Below are 20,120 nucleotides of genomic sequence, written 5' to 3' on the forward strand. Positions count from 1 at the left end.
AACAGTAAGCGAAGTAAGCAATGTAGCAAGTGTAGAAACAGTAGATGAAGTAAGTAATGTAGCGAGTGTAGATGTAGTAGATACAATAAGTGCAGTAATAACAGTAAGCGAAGTAAGCAATGTAGCAAGTGTAGATACTATTGATGCTTTAACAGAAATTATTAATACAGTAGATGTAAGCTTAGTAGGACGTGAATTTGATACAAGTAATACAACAATTAGTGATTTTGATGCAGCTATTACTTCTTTACAAATGGATACTTCAGAAAAAAATATGTATTCTTATTATGTAAGAAATACAGGAAGTGCCACTGTTATTGCAAAATTAGAAATTTCTCCAACTACAGAAAATGCATATTTTGTGGATGATGCTGCAACAGCAGTAGAAATTGGACCAGGTGAGAATGGTGTAATTGTTCCTGTAAAATATTTAAATTATACAAGACTTCATTTGACACCTTCAGATACTACCACAGTTATAGCTTATTACAATGCTCAATCATAAAATATAGCTATGGGATTTTATCCCATAGCTGTATTTTTAAATATTTGTAAGCTAAAGTTAAAGGGGGATTATGATGCTTTTGAGTTTATGTATGATTGTAAAAAATGAAGAAAAAAATATCAGAAGATGTTTAAAGAGTGTAGAAGATATTGTAGATGAGATGATTATAGTAGATACAGGATCTACTGATGATACTATAAAAATAGCAAAAGAATATGGAGCTAAAGTATTTGATTTTCCGTGGAATGATAATTTTAGTGATGCAAGAAATTTTTCATTACAAAAGGCAAAGGGAGATTGGATTTTGATTATGGATGCAGATGATGAATTAGACAAACAAGATAAATACAAAATTGCTCCTTTATTAGATCACAAGGAGATAGATTTTTATATATTTGAAACTTTAAGCTATGTAGGAAATACTATAGGAGAAGATACTGTTAGCAATTTAAATATTAGACTGATTAAAAACCATAAAGGATATAGATACGAAGGAGCCATTCATGAGCAATTAAGATCTAGAGAAGGAGATATTTCAAAAGAAAAAGTTAAAATAGAAAAAATACAAATATATCATTATGGATATCTCAAAGAAGAAACAAAAGAAAAAAATAAGATAGAACGAAATATTAGAATTTTAGAAAGGGTGATAGAAAACAAAGAAGATGATTTTCATATTTTTAATATGGCTAATGAATATTTAAGAATGAAAGAATATGAAAAAGCTTATAAATTATACGAAAAGATATACAATCGTTTTAATCCTTCTAAAGCTTTTAGTCCCAAGCTATTATTAAGAATGATTATTTTATTACAACAAAAAGGAGATATAAAAAAAGCTCTACAGATCATAGAAGATGGATTAAGATATTATCCCAAATTTACAGATTTAGAATATATAAGAGGAAATATTTTTTATAACCAAGGAAAAATTTCTTTGGCGATTAAGAGCCTTAAAAAATGTATTGAAAATGGAGATCCTCCTATACATTTAAAAATACTAAATGATGTGGGAGGATATAAAACACTGTATAAATTAGGAGAAATTTATTTTGACTTACAAGATTATGATGAAGCCTATAAATATTATGTAGAATGTATAAAAGCAAAAGAAACTTTTCATTTGCCACTTCATAGAATTTTAAAAATATTTATAAGAAGAGGAATGAAAATAGAAGATATAAAAAAAATAATGGAAAAATTTTTTGGAGAAAATTTGAATGGACCAGCATTTATTGTTTTAGGAGATATATTTTTTGGTCAGAAAAAATATGATATATCTTTAGAATATTTTTTAAAAGCAAAAACACTTATGAAAAATTCTTTAAAGCTAAATTATTATATAGGAATGAATTATTTATATTTAAAGCATTATGAAAAGGCTTATGAAAAATTTATACAAGTAAAAGATGAAAACTTTTATGAAAAAACAATCTATAAAAAAATACTTTGTAAAATTTTATTAGGAGAAACACAAAAGGCTGAGAAACTATTGGATAATATACAAAATGAAAAAACGCAAAAAAATACAAAGGTATATAAAGCTTTTTATAATATTGTTATAAATCAAGAATGTGAAGTATTAAGTGAAAATATAGAAGAATCTATAGAATATGTAAATATTATATTTGGATTGCTCAATATGCTTATTGAAATTGCTATTCCAGAAATATTTGAAAAATCTTTACAACTTTTGAATTTAATCGAAAATGATCAAGTGTTGCTTCTTTTGGCAAAAATTTATGATCGCCATGGATATAAACAATTAGCTTATGATGAATGTATTAGATCTATAAAAATATTTAATATGATAGATGAAGAAGGATTAGAGATTATGAAAAAAGTTATAAAAGGAACAATATAAAGAAAAAAATATATGATAATATAAAAGGTTCTGAGAGGAGAAAGAAAATATGATGAAAATCTTAGAACAAAGTCCTAAAAAAAATACTACTATTAATAGCTTTATGGCTTATGAAAATTATAGAGATTATTATGCTCTTTTTTTAGGGAAATATATGGATGATTCTATTTATAGATGTCTTTTAGAATTTCCAGTACCTATTTTAATTGGAAAAGGAATTGTAGAAAAAGTAGAATTATTACTTTATATTATTAGAAATGATCATCAAGATATTATAAAATCATTTCAAGTACACAGAATAGAAGAAAACTTTGATGAAGATAAAGTTAATTTTTCAAACCAACCTTCTATAGATCAAACAATATATAGTACTTTTCAAATTAAGGATGAAATAGATACTTATATAAAAGTAGATATTACTAAATTATTTAGAGATTGGTATATAAAAAAATATTCTAATCAAGGGATTTTACTAAAAGCTTCAGATGAAAGGCAAAATAATTTAATATCTTTTTGTAGCAAAGGATTAGGAGATCATTTACATGCTCCTAAAATGAAAATATATTATAAACAAACAAATGAAAAGATCTATAGTAAGGGTAATGAAAATATTGATATTATAGATGAGTATGAAAAGTTATCTAAAGCATTTCACAATGAAATGCATGAACCTAAAAGCATACTGAATATGGTCATAGAATTAGAAAAAATAAAAGAATATGATAAAGCACTAGATTTGATTCGCAAAGTTATTATGTATTATAAAGATTTTACTGATTTGATCTATAAAAAAGGAGAGATTTTAAAAAAACAAAACAAATTTTTTTGTGCAATAGAAGCCTTTAAAAGGTGCATAGAAATAGGAGAAGGACCTTTAGCATTTAATTTTATAACGGGAAGCGGAACTTTTAAACCATCTGATGAGTTGGCAAATATTTATTTTGAATTAGAAGATTATGAAAAAGCATATTTGTACTGTACAAAAGCATTACAATATAATAAAAATTCTATAGATAGTCTTTCGCTTTTATATAAAATACTTTATAAGCAGGAAAGAGATATGGAAAATATAAAAAATAAATTAGAAAATCATCTGGAAAATGATTTGAATGGAAAAAATTATATAATTTTAGGAAAAGTCTTTATGAATGAAAAAAATTATAGATGTGCATATGAATATTTTCTAAAAGCACAAGAATTTTTAAAAGATACATCTACTTTACTTTATTATAAAGGAATGTGTTTATTATTTTTAAAAGATTATCATAAAGCTTATGAGGATTTTAGAAAAGTTAATGATAAAGAATATAAAGAAGAAGCTATATATAAAATGTTTTTGTGTAAAGTTTTAGATGGATCTATGCATGAAGCATCCAAAATACTAGGAAGGATAAGAGAACCGGAAAACAATTTGAAATATAGTGTTTATGATTCTTTTAAAAGAATATTAAAAGATGAAAAGCCTTATATTTTTAGTAAAGAACAATCTGAAAAAACAATAGCTATTACTTTTGAATTATTAGATGTATTAATAGAAGGAGCTTCTCCAGAAGTCTTTGAAAAATCTTTACATCTTTTAAATATAATAGATCATGATGAAGTACTTTTAAAATTAGCGAAATTGTATTATTTACATGGATTTTATGAAATGGCTTATAAAGAATTTATAAGATCTATAAAAATATTTGAGAAAATAGATATAGAGGGATTGAAGCAAATGATTAAAATACTTTTGAAGAGAAAATAGGCACAGAAGTGCCTATTTTAGATTGTAGACAAAGCCATATAATAAGAGACTAGGTACAACGATGCATATTTATTCTAATATATAATAAATAATACATATAGTATTTATTTTGTATATTAAGTATAATATAATAGAGAATATAAATATGATTCTTTATAATCAAAAGAAGGAAATCAATCCTCTTTCGAGAATTCATATATAAGACTCCAGACCTTCAAGAGGAGAGATATAGATGAATAACAAAAACAAAGTTATTGTTAGAATATATGGTCAGGAATATACAATGGTTGGCCAGGAATCTAGGGAATATATGCAAAAGGTTGCCAATTACGTAGATGATAAAATGCTACATATTGCAAGAAATAGTACGAAATTAAGTACTGCAATGATAGCTGTTTTAACGTGTCTAAATATTGCAGATGAATATTTTAAGCTTCATGAAGAATTTAAAAATATGGAGCATGAAGCAAAAAAGCCTTTTGAGGAACTAGAAAAGACAAAGGAACAATTAATAACTACTATGGCTGACTTTGAACAAAGAGAAATACATTATCAAGAAATTGTTACAAGATTGCAAGAAGAAATGAAAGGCTTGTCTCAAAATATTGAATGTAAAAATTTTAAAACAGAAATAGAAAATTTAAAAGAAGTTTTAGAGGAGAAAGAAAGAGAAATTGAAGAAATGGAAAGAAAGAATGATGAACTTCAAAAAAAGGTATTAGATAGCCAAATTAAGTATGTACAAACAAGAAAAGAGTTAGATGCATTTATTGAAACTTTTGATGATCGAAAGTAAAGTAGAATATTTTTCATGTTATGAGAGAAGTAGTGATATAATAATATTACTACTTTTTTTGAATTTTGTTTAGGAGTTGATCAATTTGAATATAGAACTATTAGCACCTGTAGGAAGTATAGAAGCTATGAAGGCTGCTGTACAAAATGGTGCCAATGCTATTTATTTAGGTGGAAAATCATTTAGTGCAAGACAATATGCACAAAATTTTGATGAAGAAGAATTAAAAGAAGCAGTGAAATATTGTCATGTAAGAGGAGTAAAAGTATATGTAACAGTCAATACATTAGTTTCTAATGAAGAACTTAAGGAGCTTAAAGAATATATTTCATTTTTATACAGTATAGATGTAGATGCAATTATTATACAAGACTTAGGAGTAGCAAAATTGGTAAAAGATAATTTTTCAGACTTTGAACTTCATGCTAGTACTCAAATGACTGTCCATAGCCTTGAAGGTGTAAAACTTCTTGAAGAGATGGGCTTTAAAAGAGTTGTTTTATCAAGAGAGATGACAAAAGAAGAGATAAAATATATTAGGGAAAATTCGAATATGGAGTTAGAAATTTTTATCCATGGAGCATTATGTATTTCCTATTCTGGACAATGTTTGATGAGCAGTATGATTGGAGGGAGAAGCGGAAATAGAGGTACATGTGCTCAACCTTGTAGAAAACCATATGAGCTTGTAGACTTAGAAAGTAAAAAAGTATTAAAAAGTAAAGTAGGAGATTATCTATTGAGTCCAAGAGACTTAAATACTTTAGCAGATATACATCAAATCATAGACTTGGGAGTAACTTCTTTTAAAATAGAAGGAAGAATGAAAAGACCTGAATATGTGGCTATTGTAATAAAAGCATACAGAGAAGCTATTGATTCTTATATCATTCATAAAAAGATTCATACAGATCAAGAGATGATGGACAAAGTAGAGAAGATATTTAATAGAAGGTTTACAAAAGGTTATTTATTAGGAGATGAAGGAAAAAGTTTAATGAGTTTTGAAAAACCAAGCAATAGAGGAATAAAGATAGGAAAGGTAATAGGATATAATCATAAAAGAAATAGAGTAAGAATTCAATTAGAAAATGAACTTTCAAAAGGGGATGGTATCCAAATATGGACAAAAAGAGGAGATGCACCAGGAACTATGGTAGATGTTTTATGGAAAAATGAAGAAAAAATAAATTTTGCAGGGCCTAAGGAAATCATAGAGGTCTCTTTTAAAGATTATGTAGAAAATAATACACTCGTATACAAAACATCAGATCATGAGTTGTTAAAATGGGCACAAGAAACTTATAATAGAAAAGAGGTACAAATTCCTATTTCAGGAGAATTCATAGGTAAGCTAGGACAAGAAATAGAATTAACCCTTTGGGATGAAAATGGAAATTATGTTCATGAAAAAGGAGCAAAAGTACAAAAAGCTATAAAAGTAGCTACAGATCAAGAGAAAGTAGAAAGTCAGATGAAAAAACTTGGAAATACTCCATATATTTTTAAAAATCTTCATGTTCTATTAGATGAAGAAGTAGCTATTTCTGCTAAAGAAATTAATGAACTTAGAAGAAAAGGTATAGAATCTTTAAATCAATTGAGAGAAAATTATAATACTAGAAAAGAAATAAATAACATAGAAGAAAAGTTGCATCATGAGTTCCATCAAAAATATATTCAAGAAGAAAAAACAAATATGCATGTAGTGATCAATAATTTGGAACAATTAAAGGCTACATTGGATTTTCCTATAGATAGAATTTATTATACAGATATAGATACGCTAGAAGCAGCAATAAATATAACAAAAAATAAAAATATAGATTTGTTTATATCTTTTGGAAGAATTACAGAAGATGAAGAGCTTTTGATAGTTAAAGAGAAACTTTCTAAAGTAAAAGGTATTTCTGGTGTGCTTGTTTCTAATTTAGGTATATTAAATATATGTAAAGAACTTGATCTATACATGGTTTCTGATTATTCTTTAAATGTATTTAATAATTATGCCTTAGAAAACTTAGAAAAAATGGGCATCAAAGAATGTACTTTATCATTAGAGCTTACTTTAAAACAAATTAAAGAAATCATTAAAAAAGCAGATATACCTATAGAGGTAGTCCTTCATGGGAATATTCCTTTGATGATTAGTAAATTTTGTCCTACATCTAGTGTTTTAGGAGAAGGCAAAAAAAAATGTAAAATATGTTATAATAAAAACCTTGGATTAAAAGATCCTTTAGGAGTTGTTTTTCCTATCGTAAAAGATGATCATTGTAGAATACAAATTTTAAATAGTCAAAAGCTTTGTATGATAGAGCATATAAAAGACTTACAACAAGCAAAAATAAATTCTTTTAGAATACAGTTTAGTATAGAGAAAAAAGAAGAGATTAAAGAGACTTTAAATATGTATATACAAGGAATGAAGGGAATTTTACCTAAAAAAGAATTCATAGATAAAATAAAAAAAGAGGGACTTACAAAAGGACATTTCTACAGAGGTGTCATGTAATACAAATATAAAGGGGAGTTAGCATTGAACGAAAGAACCTTAAGAGTTTTGGAGTTTGAAAAAATAAAAAACATGCTATTAAAGCATACAGAGTCAAGTTTAGGAAAGGAATTAGCAAAAGAAATTATTCCGTCTACAAAATATGAAGAGGTAGTAGAGTATCAAAGACAAACTCATGAAGCAACAAGTCTTATATTGCAAAGAGGAAGTATTTCCCTAGGAGGAGTTCGTGATTTATCTTATTATATGAAAAGAGCAGAGATAGGATCTTTCTTAGAGCCTTCTCAGCTTTTAGAAGTAAGTGATACCCTAAGAGCTGCAAGAAGAATAAAAAGCTTTATGAAAGAAGTTAATGAAGGAGAAGATAAATTTCCTATTTTAAGAGGTTATATAAGAAACTTATTTACATTTAAAAGTATTGAAGATAGGATTAATGAATGTATAGTTGGAGAGAGTGAGATATCTGATCATGCAAGTCCTATATTAAGAAGTATAAGAAGAAGCATAGAAAATAAAAATGTAGCGATTAGAAGTAAACTAAATGGTATTATATCATCTAGTCAAAATCAAAAGTTTTTACAGGATGCTATTATTACTATCCGACAAGATCGATATGTAGTTCCAGTCAAACAAGAATATAGAGGAAATATTAAAGGACTTGTACATGACCAGTCTTCTAGTGGAGCTACTCTTTTCATAGAACCTATGGCAATTGTTGAGCTTAACAATGAGCTAAAGGAACTTAAATTAAAAGAAAAAACAGAAATTGAACGTATTTTAAAAGAACTTACAGATCTAATAGGAGAAAAATCAGAAGAAATCAAATCAAATCAAATCATTTTAGCTATTTTAGATTTTATATTTGCAAAAGGAAAGCTTGCTGTAGCTATGAATGCAGTAGAGCCGAATATGAATCAAAATGGATTTGTAAAAATTAAAAAAGGAAGACACCCTTTATTAGATAAAGACCAGGTGGTGCCTACAGATATATGGATTGGAAAAGATTTTAATACACTAGTAATCACTGGACCTAATACAGGAGGAAAAACTGTAACGTTAAAAACGGTAGGACTTCTTATTATTATGGCGCAATGTGGACTTCATGTACCTACTGATTATGGAACTGAATTATCAGTATTTGACCAAATATTTGCAGATATTGGGGATGAGCAAAGTATAGAACAAAGTTTAAGTACATTTTCTTCTCATATGACAAACATTGTTGAAATACTAAAAGACACAAAAGACAAATCATTGATTTTATTAGATGAATTAGGAGCAGGAACAGATCCTACAGAAGGAGCAGCACTAGCTATTTCTATATTAGAACACCTAGCAAATAATGGAGCAAAAGTCATTGCTACTACTCATTATACTGAGCTTAAAGAGTATGCACTCACTACAAAAAAAGTAGAAAATGCTTCTGTAGAATTTAATGTAGAAACTCTAAGTCCTACTTATAGGCTTTTGATAGGAGTTCCAGGAAAGTCTAATGCTTTTGAAATCTCTAAACGATTAGGATTAGATGAAAAGATCATAGAAAGATCAAGAGGTCTTATTTCAAAAGAAGATATTGAATTTGAAGATCTTTTAACGACAATAGAAAAAGATAGACGTATGGCAGAAGAAGAAAGAGATGAAGCTGTAAAATTAAAATTAATGATTGAAAAGCAAAAAAAGGAATATGAACAAAAGTATGAAAGGCTCATGGAGCAAAAGGAAAAAATAATAAGAGAAGCAAAAGAAGAAGCAAGAAAGCTTTTAAGAGAAGCAAAAGAAGAATCAGATGAAATTATTAAATCTTTACAGCAGTTAAAAAATGAAGAAGATAAGATCAGAAATAAAAAAATAGAAGAAAGTAGAAAGAAATTAAGAGATAAAATAGAGGATATGCAAGATGGAATAGGATTAGGAATTACAAATACTAAGCCTCCTAAAAATTTAAAAGCAGGAGATAATGTGTTTTTACTTAATTTGAATCAAAAGGGAATAGTTATTGAAAAACCAGATGATCGTGGAGAGGTATTGATACAAGTAGGAATTATGAAGGTGAATGTAAATATTAAAAGCTTGAGATTAGATCAAGAAGAAACACAAAAGTATTCAAAAACTGGTGCAGGAAAAATTATGAAACAAAAGACACAAAGTGTAAAAAGCTCTATTGATTTAAGAGGACAGACTCTAGAAGAAGCTTATATGGATACAGATAAGTATTTAGATGATGCATATATTGCAGGGCTTTCTGAAGTAACAATTATACATGGAAAAGGTACAGGTGTTTTACGAGAAGGAATCAAAAAAATGTTAAGAGGTCATAAGCATGTAAGAACTTTTAGAGATGGGGCTTATGGAGAAGGTGGAACAGGAGTTACGATTGTAGAATTGAAATAGGAGGGGAAAAATGATACTCATTAGTGCTTGTCTAGCAGGAATTGAGTGTAGATATGATGGGGGTAGTAATGAACATAAAGAAATTAAAAAACTTATTGAAGAAAAAAAAGCTATTTTAGTATGTCCTGAACAATTAGGAGGATTAACTACTCCAAGAACTCCTTGTGAAATTTTAGGGGGAGATGGAGAGGATGTCTTATTAAAAAGGGCTAAGATTATAGATAAAAACGGAAAAGATCAAACAAAAGGATTTGTAAAAGGAGCAGATGAAACTTTAAAAATTGCCAAATTATATGGAGTGACAAAAGCGATTTTAAAACAAAGAAGTCCATCTTGTGGTTGTGGAATGATTTATGATGGAACATTCTCAGGAACAAAAAAAACAGGAGATGGTGTTACGGCTACATTATTAAAAAAACAAGGAATTGTTATATGGAATGAAGAAAACCATCCATGGAAATAACCGCTCAATTGAGCGGTTATTTTGCATAAATGATTCCTTTGATATCTTTATCTTTTTGTTGTGAAGTGATGACGATAATAGCAAAATGATCATCTTTTTGAACTTGAATAGAAAAAGGTTTTTTATCGTCTATAGTTTTCCAATTATGATCACGAAGAATTTTTTCATAATCAGATAAAAAATTTTCGAATTGAACATTTTTTACTGAAAAATTACTGTGATTAAGTCCATTTTTATCTTTAGCTTCTTCAAAATCTGTTATTTTCAAGTTTTCATATTGTGGAAGATAAGGAAATTCTTTTATGTATTCTTTTTTATTTGCACAGGAGCAAAATAATAAAATAAAGATGATAGGATATACTATATATTTTTTCATACACACACCTCCCATATATAGTATTCTCCTTTGAAAAGATAATTATAAACAATACTAGTTTCAAAGCTTAAGATTTTTTATGGATTGTAAGAGTTTATTTGCCATTTCATTTTCTGGATTGATAGATAGTGATTTTTGTAGATAAAAAATTGATTTTTCTATATTTTTTTCTAGATAGTAAGTATATCCTATATAAAAATAAAGTTCTTCTGAATTTTTATTTTTATCAAGTCCTTCTGCAAAGACATGTTTTGCGTGTGATAAATTATTTTTTCCAATATAATATACCCCAGTATGAATATAATATTGTAAAGAATTTTTTTGTAGATGTATTCCAAAGTTTAATAAAATACTAAGGATAAATACAATACAGATTTGAAATTTTATATTTTCTTTTTTAAATATTTTTTCTTCTTTCAATCCAATGGCAAGACTAACGAAAAATCCTCCAATAAATCCACCAAGATGAGCAAAATTATCTATATTTGTATTGGCTAGTCCAAATGCAATATTCATAATAAGCATAGTAATTAAATTCATACCATACCGTGCTGAAAAAATAAAGGGTCTACGTATTCCAAAATAAAAATAAGCTCCCATAAGACCAAAGATTGCACCAGATGCACCGGCAGAAATAGCGGTATTAAATATAAAGCTTAAAAGAGATCCTATAAAACCAGAAAAAATATATATGATCAAAAATTTGAAAGGTCCATAAATAGATTCTATATCCTTTCCTAATGAATAAAGTGCATAATTGTTGAAGAGAAGATGCATAATCCCAATGTGAATCAACATATTTGTAAAAAGTCTATAATATTGTCCATCAGCAATGAGAGGACTGTATTTTGCTCCAAACTCAATTAAATTGTATATATTTTTCGTTCCTCCATGTAAAGATATATAGATAAAATATATGATATTAAGTGCAATGATCCACTTATATAGATAAAAATGATTTTCTTCAAAGATATAACCCTTTTCTTTTTTTGTGTTGTATTCTATGTCTAATAAATTCAATTCTTGTGTATCATCTATGTATACAGAATGTATATATGTATGAATAAAAGATAAAACCTTTTGATTGTCTTTAAAATTAGAAAATAGAGAAAATATTTTTAAAGAATTCATATGAATACCTATGATATGAATAGGTATATTTTCTTTTTGTAACCATATAGAAAGCTCCTCAAAAGAAGGATAGGTTTGTTCTTCTAAAAAAATAATTTTGTAGAAGAACAACTTTTGAAAGCTATTTTTCATTTTTATTTCTTTGTATTGATTGTATAAAATACTTTTTTGATAATCTATAGGATTGTATAAAAAATCATTTTCTAGGAAATGAATAAAAAAGTGAGACAACCAAAATTGTTTGTGTAAAACAATATCATAAATATTTTGAAATTGTTTATGTGGATCAATAAAGAATTCCTCTTTTTCAATAAAGTATTTGATCCATAAACCAATCCATCTTATCATTTAAAATACCTCCAATTCTTTTTAAGTATAATATATAGAAATGGTGATTTGAAATTTTTATATTTCTTTTGATTATACCATAAGATACGGATTATTCTATATTTTAAACTTTCTACTGAATAAGGGCTTGATTTCAATAAAGAAGTATGGTAAATTATTAGACAAAAAGAATGATTTATCGATGACGAGGAAAGTAGGTTTTAGGATGTGTCAAAGCGAGTCGGAAAAGGTGAAAGTCCGATACACTACTAAAATTGAAACGTACCTTAGAGATTTTTGCTGAAAATAAGTAAGTAAAACGGATTCCTACCGTTATCAGGGAATAGAGTGGGTACATTTGTATCAACAAGAGTGGTAACACGGGAAAGCTCTCGTCTCTTTATAAGGAGGTGAGAGTTTTTGTTTTTAAGAATAAACTAGAAGGAGAATGAATATGATTGATTTTAAAAAAGAAATTACAAACATTTTAAATGAAAAAATTCAAGATTTAAGTGTATCTGAAATTTTAGAAATGATTGAAACACCACCTAATTCTCAAATGGGAGATTATGCTTTTCCTTGTTTTAAATTAGCAAAATTATTTAGAAAATCACCTAATGTGATTGCTCAAGAGATAGCTTCTTCTGTAGAAGAAAATAAACTTTTTGAGAAAGTACAAAATACTGCAGCTTATGTAAATTTCTTTGTAGATAAAAGTATTTTTGCAAAAAATGTGATTGAAGAAATATTTTCACAAAAAGATTCTTTTGGGTCATCTGATTTAGGAAAAGGGAAGAGAGTTATTATAGAATTTTCTTCTCCTAATATAGCAAAGCCTTTTCATATAGGACATATTAGAAGTACTGTCATTGGAAATGCGATTTATAAGCTATATGAATTTTTAGGATATGATACAGTTACTATTAATCATCTTGGGGATTATGGAACTCAATTTGGAAAATTAATTGTAGCCTTTAAAAAATGGGGAGATGAAAAGGAAGTAGAAAAAAATCCTATTCCTACATTACTAAAACTTTATATTAAATTTCATGAAGAAGTAGAAAATGATCCTACTCTAGAAGATGAAGGAAGACTATGGTTTAAAAAATTAGAAGATGGAGACGAAGAAGCAAAAGGTTTATGGCAATGGTTTAGAGAAGTAAGTTTAAAAGAATTTGCAAGAGTATATGATATGCTAGGTATTTCTTTTGATTCTTATGCAGGAGAAAGCTTTTATTCAGATAAAATGCCGAGTGTTTTAAATAAAATGGAAGAAAAAAATCTATTGAATGAATCTAAAGGAGCAGATATAGTAGATTTAAGTGATTATAATATGCCTCCTGCACTCATTAGAAAAAGCGATGGTTCTACTTTGTATATTACTCGTGATATTACTGCTGCTATTTATAGAAAAGAACATTATGATTTTTATAAAAATATATATGTAGTAGCATCTCAACAAAATTTACATTTTCAGCAATGGATCAAAGTAGTAGAGCTTATGGGATATGATTGGGCAAAGGACTGTGTTCATGTTCCTTTTGGACTTGTAAGTTTAGAAGAAGGAACTATGTCTACTAGAAAGGGAAGGGTAGTATTTTTAGAAGATGTGCTTAGAAAAGCTGTGGAGCAAACAACAGATATTATAAAAGAAAAAAATGCTAATCTTTCTAACATTGATGAAATTGCCAAGGAAGTTGGAATTGGAGCAGTAATTTTCCAAGAACTTTCTAATAATAGAATTAAAGATTATACTTTCTCTTGGGAGCGTACACTAAATTTTGATGGAGAAACAGGCCCTTATGTACAATATACTCATGCTAGAGCATGTAGTGTACTTAGAAAAGCAGGCATAGAGATAGATAATGGTATAGATTATACTTTATTATCTAATGAAGAAGCTATGGATTTAATAAGAGATCTTCAAAAATTTCCACAAATTATACAAGAAGCAGCAAGAAAATATGAACCATCTATTGTGACAAGATATATTGTAGATGTAGCACAATCTTTTAATAGATTTTATCACAATTGCCCTATTATAGTAGAAGATGAAAAATTAAAAAAAGCAAGATTATTACTTGTTTATGTAGCAAAACAAACTATAAAAAATGGATTAAGATTATTGGGTATGAAAGCACCTGAAAAAATGTAAGGAGGAATAATATGAGATATGAAGGAAGTGTTTATAGACCACCTAGTGAGGCTTATAGTTTAATTATTCAAGTTTCTATTGGATGTTCTCACAATAAGTGTACATTTTGTAGTATGTACAAGGATAAACAATTTAGAATGAGAAAGATAGAAGAAATAGAAGAAGATCTAGTAATGGCTAGAAATTATTATAAAAAAGTAAAACGTATATTTTTAGCAGATGGAAATGCTCTAGCATTAAAAACAGAGTATCTAGTAAGAATTTTATCAAAAATAAAAGAATTGTTCCCAGAATGTGAAAGAGTTGCAGTGTATAGTGCTGCAAAAGATATATTAAGAAAAGATGTTGAAGAATTAAAAGAATTAAAAAGATTAGGATTAGGAATTGCATATCTTGGAGCAGAGTCTGGAAGCAATGAGATATTAAAATTTATTAAAAAAGGTGTTACAGCTGAAGAGACAATTGAAGCATGTAAAAAAATGACAGAAGCAGGAATAGATCTTTCTATTACACTTATATCTGGTGCTGGAGGAAAAGAGAAATGGGTAGAAAATGCAAGAGAGTCTGCAAAATTAATTAATTCTATCAATCCTCGTTATTTAGGAGTCATCAGATTACGTGTACAAAGAGGAACAGAACTTTATGATCAAGTGAAAAATGGAGAAATTGAACTTTTAAGTCCAAAAGAATTACTGATTGAGCAAAGAGAATTGATTCAAAACTTAGATGTGAAAAATTGTACTTTTAGAAGCAATCATGCAGCTAATTATGTTGCTTTAGGAGGAGATTTGCCACAGGATAAACAACGTTTACTGAATCAAATAGATTATGTATTAAAAAGTGAGTATAATAATTTAAAAGATACTTATAGTCTACAAGATGATATAGACGGTGGACTTTAGAAAGATTAAATAGCACACATAAAATGTGTGCTATTTTTCTAAATATCCAATAAATTCTTCCTCAGATGTTTCTGCTAAAGAACATAATTGTTTTAAAATATTTTCTTTTAAAGATAAAAACGCATCTATTTTTGTATTTTCTCCCGTATATTCAAGGGCTTGTAAGATCATAAGCATATCCTTTTTAGATACTTCTTCAATTGAAATTTTATCAAATTGTTCCATGACTATCTCCTTTCTTCCTTTATGTACAAGTATATTTTATAATTCGATAAAAAAATCATAAAACCTTCAAAGAAACATAAAATAAAAAATTTATTGCATAGAAACAAATAAAATATTGTGAATAAGCTAAAGAAAGGAGGATTGATCATGGAAAAAATTTATGAATACAATCGTCAAAAAGCTATTGAGTATGCTATTTATTGGGCACTTAAAAGAAATCCTAAGTATTCTGATTTTGAAAAAATGGGTGGAGATTGTACAAATTTCGCATCACAAGTATTATATGCAGGAGGGTGTCCTATGAATTATAGTACTTATGGATGGTATTATAATCATTTAAATGATAGAGCTCCTGCTTGGACGGGGGTAAAATACTTTCATAAATTTATTACCAATAATAAAGGAGTAGGACCTATTGGGAAAGAGGTAGACATAAAAGATATTGAGTTAGGAGATATAGTACAAATTAATTTTCAGGAAGATGATGATTTTGATCATACACCAGTGGTGATAAACATATTACCAGGAGTAAAAACCATAGACAAAATTTTAATCGCAGCACATAGCATTGATCGACTATATTATCCACTGAGTAATTATAATTTTAAGAAAATCAGGTTTATTCATATAAAAGGGTATATTAGATAAAAATAGGAATGTGATATAATGAATTGGGAATAATGAAGAAAAAAAGAAAGGAACTAAGAGATGAAGATTTTACTTACTACACTAAATTCAAAATATATTCATACAACGCTATCTTTAAGATATCTGTATCAATATTGTAAAGACGATTTTTCTATGGAGATTAAAGAGTATACCATTAATCATCATACAGACTATGTATTAGGAGAGATTTACAAAGATCATTATGATTTGGTATGTTTTTCTTGTTATATATGGAATGTTAATCATATTTTAGAAATTGTAAGAAATTTAAAAAAAATAAGACCAGATATGACAATTGTATTAGGAGGGCCTGAAGTAAGTTTTGACGGAAGGAGCCTTATGGAGAAAGAAAACAAAATAGATTATATTATTTATGGAGAAGGGGAGGAAACATTTAAAGAGCTTCTTTCTTTTATTGTTGATCGAAAAGGAAAAAAAGAAGGAATAAAAGGGATCATCTATAGAGAAGACAATAAGGTATATCAAAATGAAGAAAGACCTCTTATTAAAGATTTATCTAAAATCCCATCTCCTTATCGTGATGGGATTTTAGAGGATGAAAATAAAATTATATATTATGAAACCTCTAGGGGATGTCCTCATAATTGTAAATATTGTCTTTCATCTACTGTTATAGGGGTTAGGTTTTTTCCTATTGAAAGAGTGAAAAGAGATTTAAAATTGTTCTTAGAAAGAAAAGTAAAACAAGTAAAATTTGTAGATCGAACTTTCAATGTAAAAAAAAGTCATAGCTTTGAGATTATGAAATATATTTGTGAAAATGATAATGGATATACAAATTTTCATTTTGAAATTACAGCTGATTTATTAGATGATGAAACCATAAATTTTTTAGCTACTGTAAGAGAAGGATTGTTTCAATTTGAAATAGGAGTACAGACTACCTATGATCAAACTATGAAAAGCATAGATCGACATGTAGATTTTCATATATTAAGTAGGGTAGTTAAAAAAATATCTAGTTTTAAAAATATACACCTTCATTTAGATTTGATTGCAGGTCTTCCTTTTGAAAGTTTTGAAAGATTTAAACAATCTTTTGATGATGTATATGCATTAGAACCAGAAAAACTACAACTTGGATTTTTAAAATTATTAAAAGGATCTCCTATTAGAAAAGAAGAATATCTACATGAATATATCTATAGGGAAGAAGCACCTTATGAAGTATTACAAAATAAATATATTACTTATGAAGAAATTTTAAAATTAAAGATGATAGAAGAGATGGTAGAAACTTTTTTCAATAGTCATGTTTTTCATCATTCTGTACAATATATTATAAACAAATTTTATAATCGTTCTTCTCAATTTTATGAAGAGCTTGCAGCATTTTGGCAAGAAAAAGGATATCATCATATATCTCATGCTAAAAATGGATTATATGAAATTTTGATTTCTTTTTATAAAGAAAATCAATTTGCGGATGAAGAAATCTTTACAGAAATATTAAAATTTGATTATTTAATGCAAGGAAAAGGAAATCTTCCATATTTCTTTAAGAAAGCTCAGATACAAGGTTTTCATGAACGAATTCATGACTTTTTACATAAAGAAGAAAATGTTATGAAATATTTACCAAAGTATAAGGGTGTACCTGCAAAACAGATTATCAAAAAGGTTCATTTTGATAATTTTGAATATAATATTGTGAAGATCATAGAAAATCCACTTACTCAAGACATAAAAAAAGAAAAGATTACTATACTTTTTGATTATGAACTAGATCATAAAGTGTTTGAAAAAGCAAAATATAAAAAAATATCTATCTAGGAGGAGGATTATGAATATTGTTCAAGATCTTTATACCACTAATAAAAATGTATTGAGAAAGACAATAAAGTCATCTTTGAAAAACTGGCCAATTCTATTTGCTGGATTTGTTTACCTTATCGTTTCTGCATTGTTATTTAGAGTAGCTACACTATTTTGGATATTAGGAGGAATTTTCATTACTATTGTGCAAAGTGCTCTGTTATCAGACTATTTGTATTTAATAGAAAACATCATAAGGCATGGGAAAATATCCATAGAAGATTTTAAAAAAGGATTTACGATATATCTATGGAAAATGTATGGTGTACTGGTAGTGGTTTGGCTTGTGAAGTATGGTATAGATCTCATTTTAGCTCCTATTATGAATATAAAAATTGGGACCTTTACTTTATGGTTTTTAATTGAGCTTGTAGCTTTTGTTTTTTTAAATTGTCTTTTAGAAGTGATTTATCAAAGAGATGAGTCTATAGGAGAAAATTTTTCATATTCTTTTTCTTTTATGAAAGAAAATTTTATAGATTGGTGGATTCCGAATATATTATTAGGATTTATGATTTATTATGTATTAGGACAAGTTATAAATATCAATATTCTTATGGGAAATATACCTCTATCTTTTTCGATGAAGGGGATACTCTTTTATATAGTAGGCCAATTTTTAATTTCTTTTACTATGATTTATAGAGGATTTTTATTTGATATTTTAAGTACTACAACTAGAAGGAAAAGAATGTTTATGAGAAAAATATAGGAGGGTTATGATGTTAGAAAGAATTGAAAAACATATAAAAGATAGATTGGAAAAAATCATGTTTATTGAGCTTAGAAAAGATGTACACCTTTCAGATTCTAAGTTTGAAATATTAAAAGAAATTCCTATTCCTATATCTATTAATGAATTAGTAAAGCCTATTCAAGAAGGACAAACAGATTATAATTTTTCATTAGCTAGTATGGCCAGAGGAATGATTATGGTTATTGGATTAGATCATAAATTTAAATACATAGATGATTATAAAAAATTTTTATATGAATTTGATGAAAATATATTAAATTATATTGCTTATGAGGGATTGAAATTTGCAGATGAAAAAAATTTTTATGATGCACTTATTTATTTTAAAGCTATTGTAACTTTGGAGAATACAGATATAAATGGTTTATATAATTATGCCAGAATCTGTGAGGACATTGCACAAAAACAAGAAGATGAAAGTATAAAAACAGAATTTAATAAAGAAGGGGTAGAATCTTTAGAGATCATTACAGAAAAATATCCTGATTTTTCTTTAAGTTATTATCACTTAGGATTTCATTATGTGAAGGATAAAACCTTTAAAAAAGCAGAGCTTACATGGTCAAAATGTTTAGAATTAGAGATAGATGAAGAAAAAAGAAAAGAAATATTAATCAATTTAAAAGAAATTAAAGATCAAATTCAATATGAAGAAGGGTATACATTGATTTTAGAAAATAAAGTTTCTTTAGGCCTTGAAAAACTCATTCCTTTAATAGAAAGGTATGGAGATTGGTGGAATTTATTGTTTTTTATTGGGTTAGGGTACCGTCAAATAGGAGAGGTAAATAGATCTATTGAGTATTTTAAAAGAATACTAACTATAAAACCTACTCAAGTAGATACACTAAATGAACTAGGTCTTTGCTATGCTATGATTAGAGATTTTGAGAAATCTGAAAAATATTTTAAAAAAGCTCTTCAATTTAAGAGTCAAGATAATGAGATCCTTTGTAATTTAGGAATGTTATATATAGAAATGGGCAAAATAGATGAGGCAGAGGATATTTTTTATAAATCTATTCAAATTAATCCTGAAGATCCAATTACAAAAGAGTGTATCAAACAACTAAATGTTATGAAAGAAAATACTATAAACTAGAAAATAAATATATTCTTTATAAGAATAGATTGAACTTAGGCGATAAATATGATTAGAAAATGTATATTTATCGCCTAAATTACTAAAAATGAGAATAAATCTATAAAAATTTGTTTATAATAATCAAGGTATGGTATAAATGTATAGATTTATTTATAAAAAAAGAAAAAATATATTAAATATAGTTGATCTATTTTAAAAAATGTGGTAACATATCAATTGTCGCTGTGAAAAGAAACTTTTAAAAAATACCAAAAAAAATTTTCTTGACAGATACGACAAAAAATGATAAGATGTTTAAGTCGCTAAAACAACAGTGACTTTTAAAAAAGAGATTGACCTTTGAAAACTAAACAGCA

At 27.2% G+C, this 20,120-nt stretch carries 16 protein-coding genes and 1 other annotated feature; of the genes, 13 read left to right on the plus strand and 3 right to left on the minus strand.

The genetic code is table 11. The features are described 5' to 3' along the window. The 7 genes from EK368_RS15005 to EK368_RS13460 form a co-directional block, all read left to right on the plus strand. A partial coding sequence (locus tag EK368_RS15005) for a DUF6385 domain-containing protein (protein ID WP_165000462.1) occupies positions 1 to 505 on the plus strand: 505 nt, incomplete at its 5' end. Between the two features lie 73 nt (positions 506 to 578). Further along, a complete protein-coding gene (locus EK368_RS13435) occupies positions 579 to 2,369 on the plus strand; it encodes a tetratricopeptide repeat-containing glycosyltransferase family 2 protein (protein ID WP_165000463.1) in 1,791 nt (596 codons plus the stop codon). A 49-nt stretch (positions 2,370 to 2,418) separates the two neighbouring features. Further along, positions 2,419 to 4,116, plus strand: a complete 1,698-nt coding sequence (locus EK368_RS13440) for a DNRLRE domain-containing protein (protein ID WP_129600542.1) — start codon at positions 2,419 to 2,421, stop codon at positions 4,114 to 4,116. A 232-nt stretch (positions 4,117 to 4,348) separates the two neighbouring features. After that, positions 4,349 to 4,912: a cell division protein ZapA gene (zapA, locus tag EK368_RS13445; protein ID WP_129600544.1), complete on the plus strand. Its 564-nt coding sequence runs from the start codon at positions 4,349 to 4,351 to the stop codon at positions 4,910 to 4,912. 85 nt (positions 4,913 to 4,997) lie between these two features. Next, positions 4,998 to 7,427 (plus strand): U32 family peptidase, encoded by a 2,430-nt coding sequence (locus EK368_RS13450; RefSeq protein ID WP_129600546.1) that lies wholly within the window; start codon positions 4,998 to 5,000, stop codon positions 7,425 to 7,427. 24 nt (positions 7,428 to 7,451) lie between these two features. Continuing rightward, positions 7,452 to 9,818, plus strand: a complete 2,367-nt coding sequence (locus tag EK368_RS13455) for an endonuclease MutS2 (protein WP_129600548.1) — start codon at positions 7,452 to 7,454, stop codon at positions 9,816 to 9,818. Between the two features lie 10 nt (positions 9,819 to 9,828). Next, positions 9,829 to 10,281 carry a 2-thiouracil desulfurase family protein gene (locus tag EK368_RS13460; protein WP_129600550.1) on the plus strand — a complete coding sequence of 151 codons (453 nt, stop codon included), beginning with the start codon at positions 9,829 to 9,831 and terminating at the stop codon, positions 10,279 to 10,281. A 16-nt stretch (positions 10,282 to 10,297) separates the two neighbouring features. Here the strand turns inward: EK368_RS13460 and EK368_RS13465 are convergent, their stop codons facing one another. Continuing rightward, complete coding sequence (locus EK368_RS13465; protein WP_129600552.1) at positions 10,298 to 10,657, minus strand: hypothetical protein; 360 nt, start codon at positions 10,655 to 10,657, stop codon at positions 10,298 to 10,300. 60 nt (positions 10,658 to 10,717) lie between these two features. Continuing rightward, complete coding sequence (locus EK368_RS13470; RefSeq protein ID WP_129600554.1) at positions 10,718 to 12,136, minus strand: rhomboid family protein; 1,419 nt, start codon at positions 12,134 to 12,136, stop codon at positions 10,718 to 10,720. 172 nt (positions 12,137 to 12,308) lie between these two features. Further along, positions 12,309 to 12,518 (plus strand) — a binding site (T-box leader). 54 nt (positions 12,519 to 12,572) lie between these two features. On the opposite strand from EK368_RS13470, the gene argS reads away from it, so the two are divergent. After that, complete coding sequence (gene argS / locus EK368_RS13475) at positions 12,573 to 14,270, plus strand: arginine--tRNA ligase (RefSeq protein ID WP_423243550.1); 1,698 nt, start codon at positions 12,573 to 12,575, stop codon at positions 14,268 to 14,270. Positions 14,271 to 14,281: 11 nt separating this feature from the next. Then, entirely contained in the window at positions 14,282 to 15,172 is an 891-nt protein-coding gene (locus tag EK368_RS13480; RefSeq protein ID WP_129600558.1) for a radical SAM protein, read from the plus strand. 30 nt (positions 15,173 to 15,202) lie between these two features. Here EK368_RS13480 and EK368_RS13485 read toward each other — a convergent pair whose 3' ends face one another. Continuing rightward, positions 15,203 to 15,397 (minus strand): hypothetical protein, encoded by a 195-nt coding sequence (locus EK368_RS13485; RefSeq protein ID WP_129600559.1) that lies wholly within the window; start codon positions 15,395 to 15,397, stop codon positions 15,203 to 15,205. Positions 15,398 to 15,544: 147 nt separating this feature from the next. On the opposite strand from EK368_RS13485, the gene EK368_RS13490 reads away from it, so the two are divergent. The 4 genes from EK368_RS13490 to EK368_RS13505 are packed head-to-tail and all read left to right on the plus strand — an operon-like array spanning position 15,545 to position 19,761. Beyond that, positions 15,545 to 16,045, plus strand: a complete 501-nt coding sequence (locus EK368_RS13490; RefSeq protein WP_129600560.1) for an amidase domain-containing protein — start codon at positions 15,545 to 15,547, stop codon at positions 16,043 to 16,045. A 60-nt stretch (positions 16,046 to 16,105) separates the two neighbouring features. After that, on the plus strand, positions 16,106 to 17,860 hold the full coding sequence (locus EK368_RS13495; RefSeq protein ID WP_129600562.1) for a B12-binding domain-containing radical SAM protein: 1,755 nt from the start codon (positions 16,106 to 16,108) through the stop codon (positions 17,858 to 17,860). Positions 17,861 to 17,870: 10 nt separating this feature from the next. Then, the gene (locus EK368_RS13500) at positions 17,871 to 18,614 is read left to right on the plus strand and encodes a hypothetical protein (protein WP_129600563.1); all 744 of its coding nucleotides are present in this window, start codon (positions 17,871 to 17,873) and stop codon (positions 18,612 to 18,614) included. Between the two features lie 10 nt (positions 18,615 to 18,624). Further along, complete coding sequence (locus tag EK368_RS13505; protein WP_165000464.1) at positions 18,625 to 19,761, plus strand: tetratricopeptide repeat protein; 1,137 nt, start codon at positions 18,625 to 18,627, stop codon at positions 19,759 to 19,761. The last annotated feature ends 359 nt before the right edge of the window (positions 19,762 to 20,120 follow it).

This window comes from Anaerophilus nitritigenes (assembly GCF_004138215.1).
Lineage (GTDB): Bacteria > Bacillota > Clostridia > Peptostreptococcales > Thermotaleaceae > Anaerophilus > Anaerophilus nitritogenes.

What these genes read in the sequence shown, in the direction of transcription:
- EK368_RS13505 (WP_165000464.1), top strand. Translation starts at nt 18,625, where the DNA reads ATGTTAGAAAGAATTGAAAAACATATAAAAGATAGATTGGAAAAAATC.
- EK368_RS13485 (WP_129600559.1), bottom strand. Translation starts at nt 15,397, where the DNA reads ATGGAACAATTTGATAAAATTTCAATTGAAGAAGTATCTAAAAAGGAT.
- EK368_RS13465 (WP_129600552.1), bottom strand. Translation starts at nt 10,657, where the DNA reads ATGAAAAAATATATAGTATATCCTATCATCTTTATTTTATTATTTTGC.
- EK368_RS13495 (WP_129600562.1), top strand. Translation starts at nt 16,106, where the DNA reads ATGAAGATTTTACTTACTACACTAAATTCAAAATATATTCATACAACG.
- zapA (WP_129600544.1), top strand. Translation starts at nt 4,349, where the DNA reads ATGAATAACAAAAACAAAGTTATTGTTAGAATATATGGTCAGGAATAT.
- EK368_RS13500 (WP_129600563.1), top strand. Translation starts at nt 17,871, where the DNA reads ATGAATATTGTTCAAGATCTTTATACCACTAATAAAAATGTATTGAGA.
- EK368_RS13480 (WP_129600558.1), top strand. Translation starts at nt 14,282, where the DNA reads ATGAGATATGAAGGAAGTGTTTATAGACCACCTAGTGAGGCTTATAGT.
- EK368_RS13440 (WP_129600542.1), top strand. Translation starts at nt 2,419, where the DNA reads ATGATGAAAATCTTAGAACAAAGTCCTAAAAAAAATACTACTATTAAT.
- EK368_RS13460 (WP_129600550.1), top strand. Translation starts at nt 9,829, where the DNA reads ATGATACTCATTAGTGCTTGTCTAGCAGGAATTGAGTGTAGATATGAT.
- EK368_RS13470 (WP_129600554.1), bottom strand. Translation starts at nt 12,136, where the DNA reads ATGATAAGATGGATTGGTTTATGGATCAAATACTTTATTGAAAAAGAG.
- EK368_RS13435 (WP_165000463.1), top strand. Translation starts at nt 579, where the DNA reads ATGCTTTTGAGTTTATGTATGATTGTAAAAAATGAAGAAAAAAATATC.
- EK368_RS13490 (WP_129600560.1), top strand. Translation starts at nt 15,545, where the DNA reads ATGGAAAAAATTTATGAATACAATCGTCAAAAAGCTATTGAGTATGCT.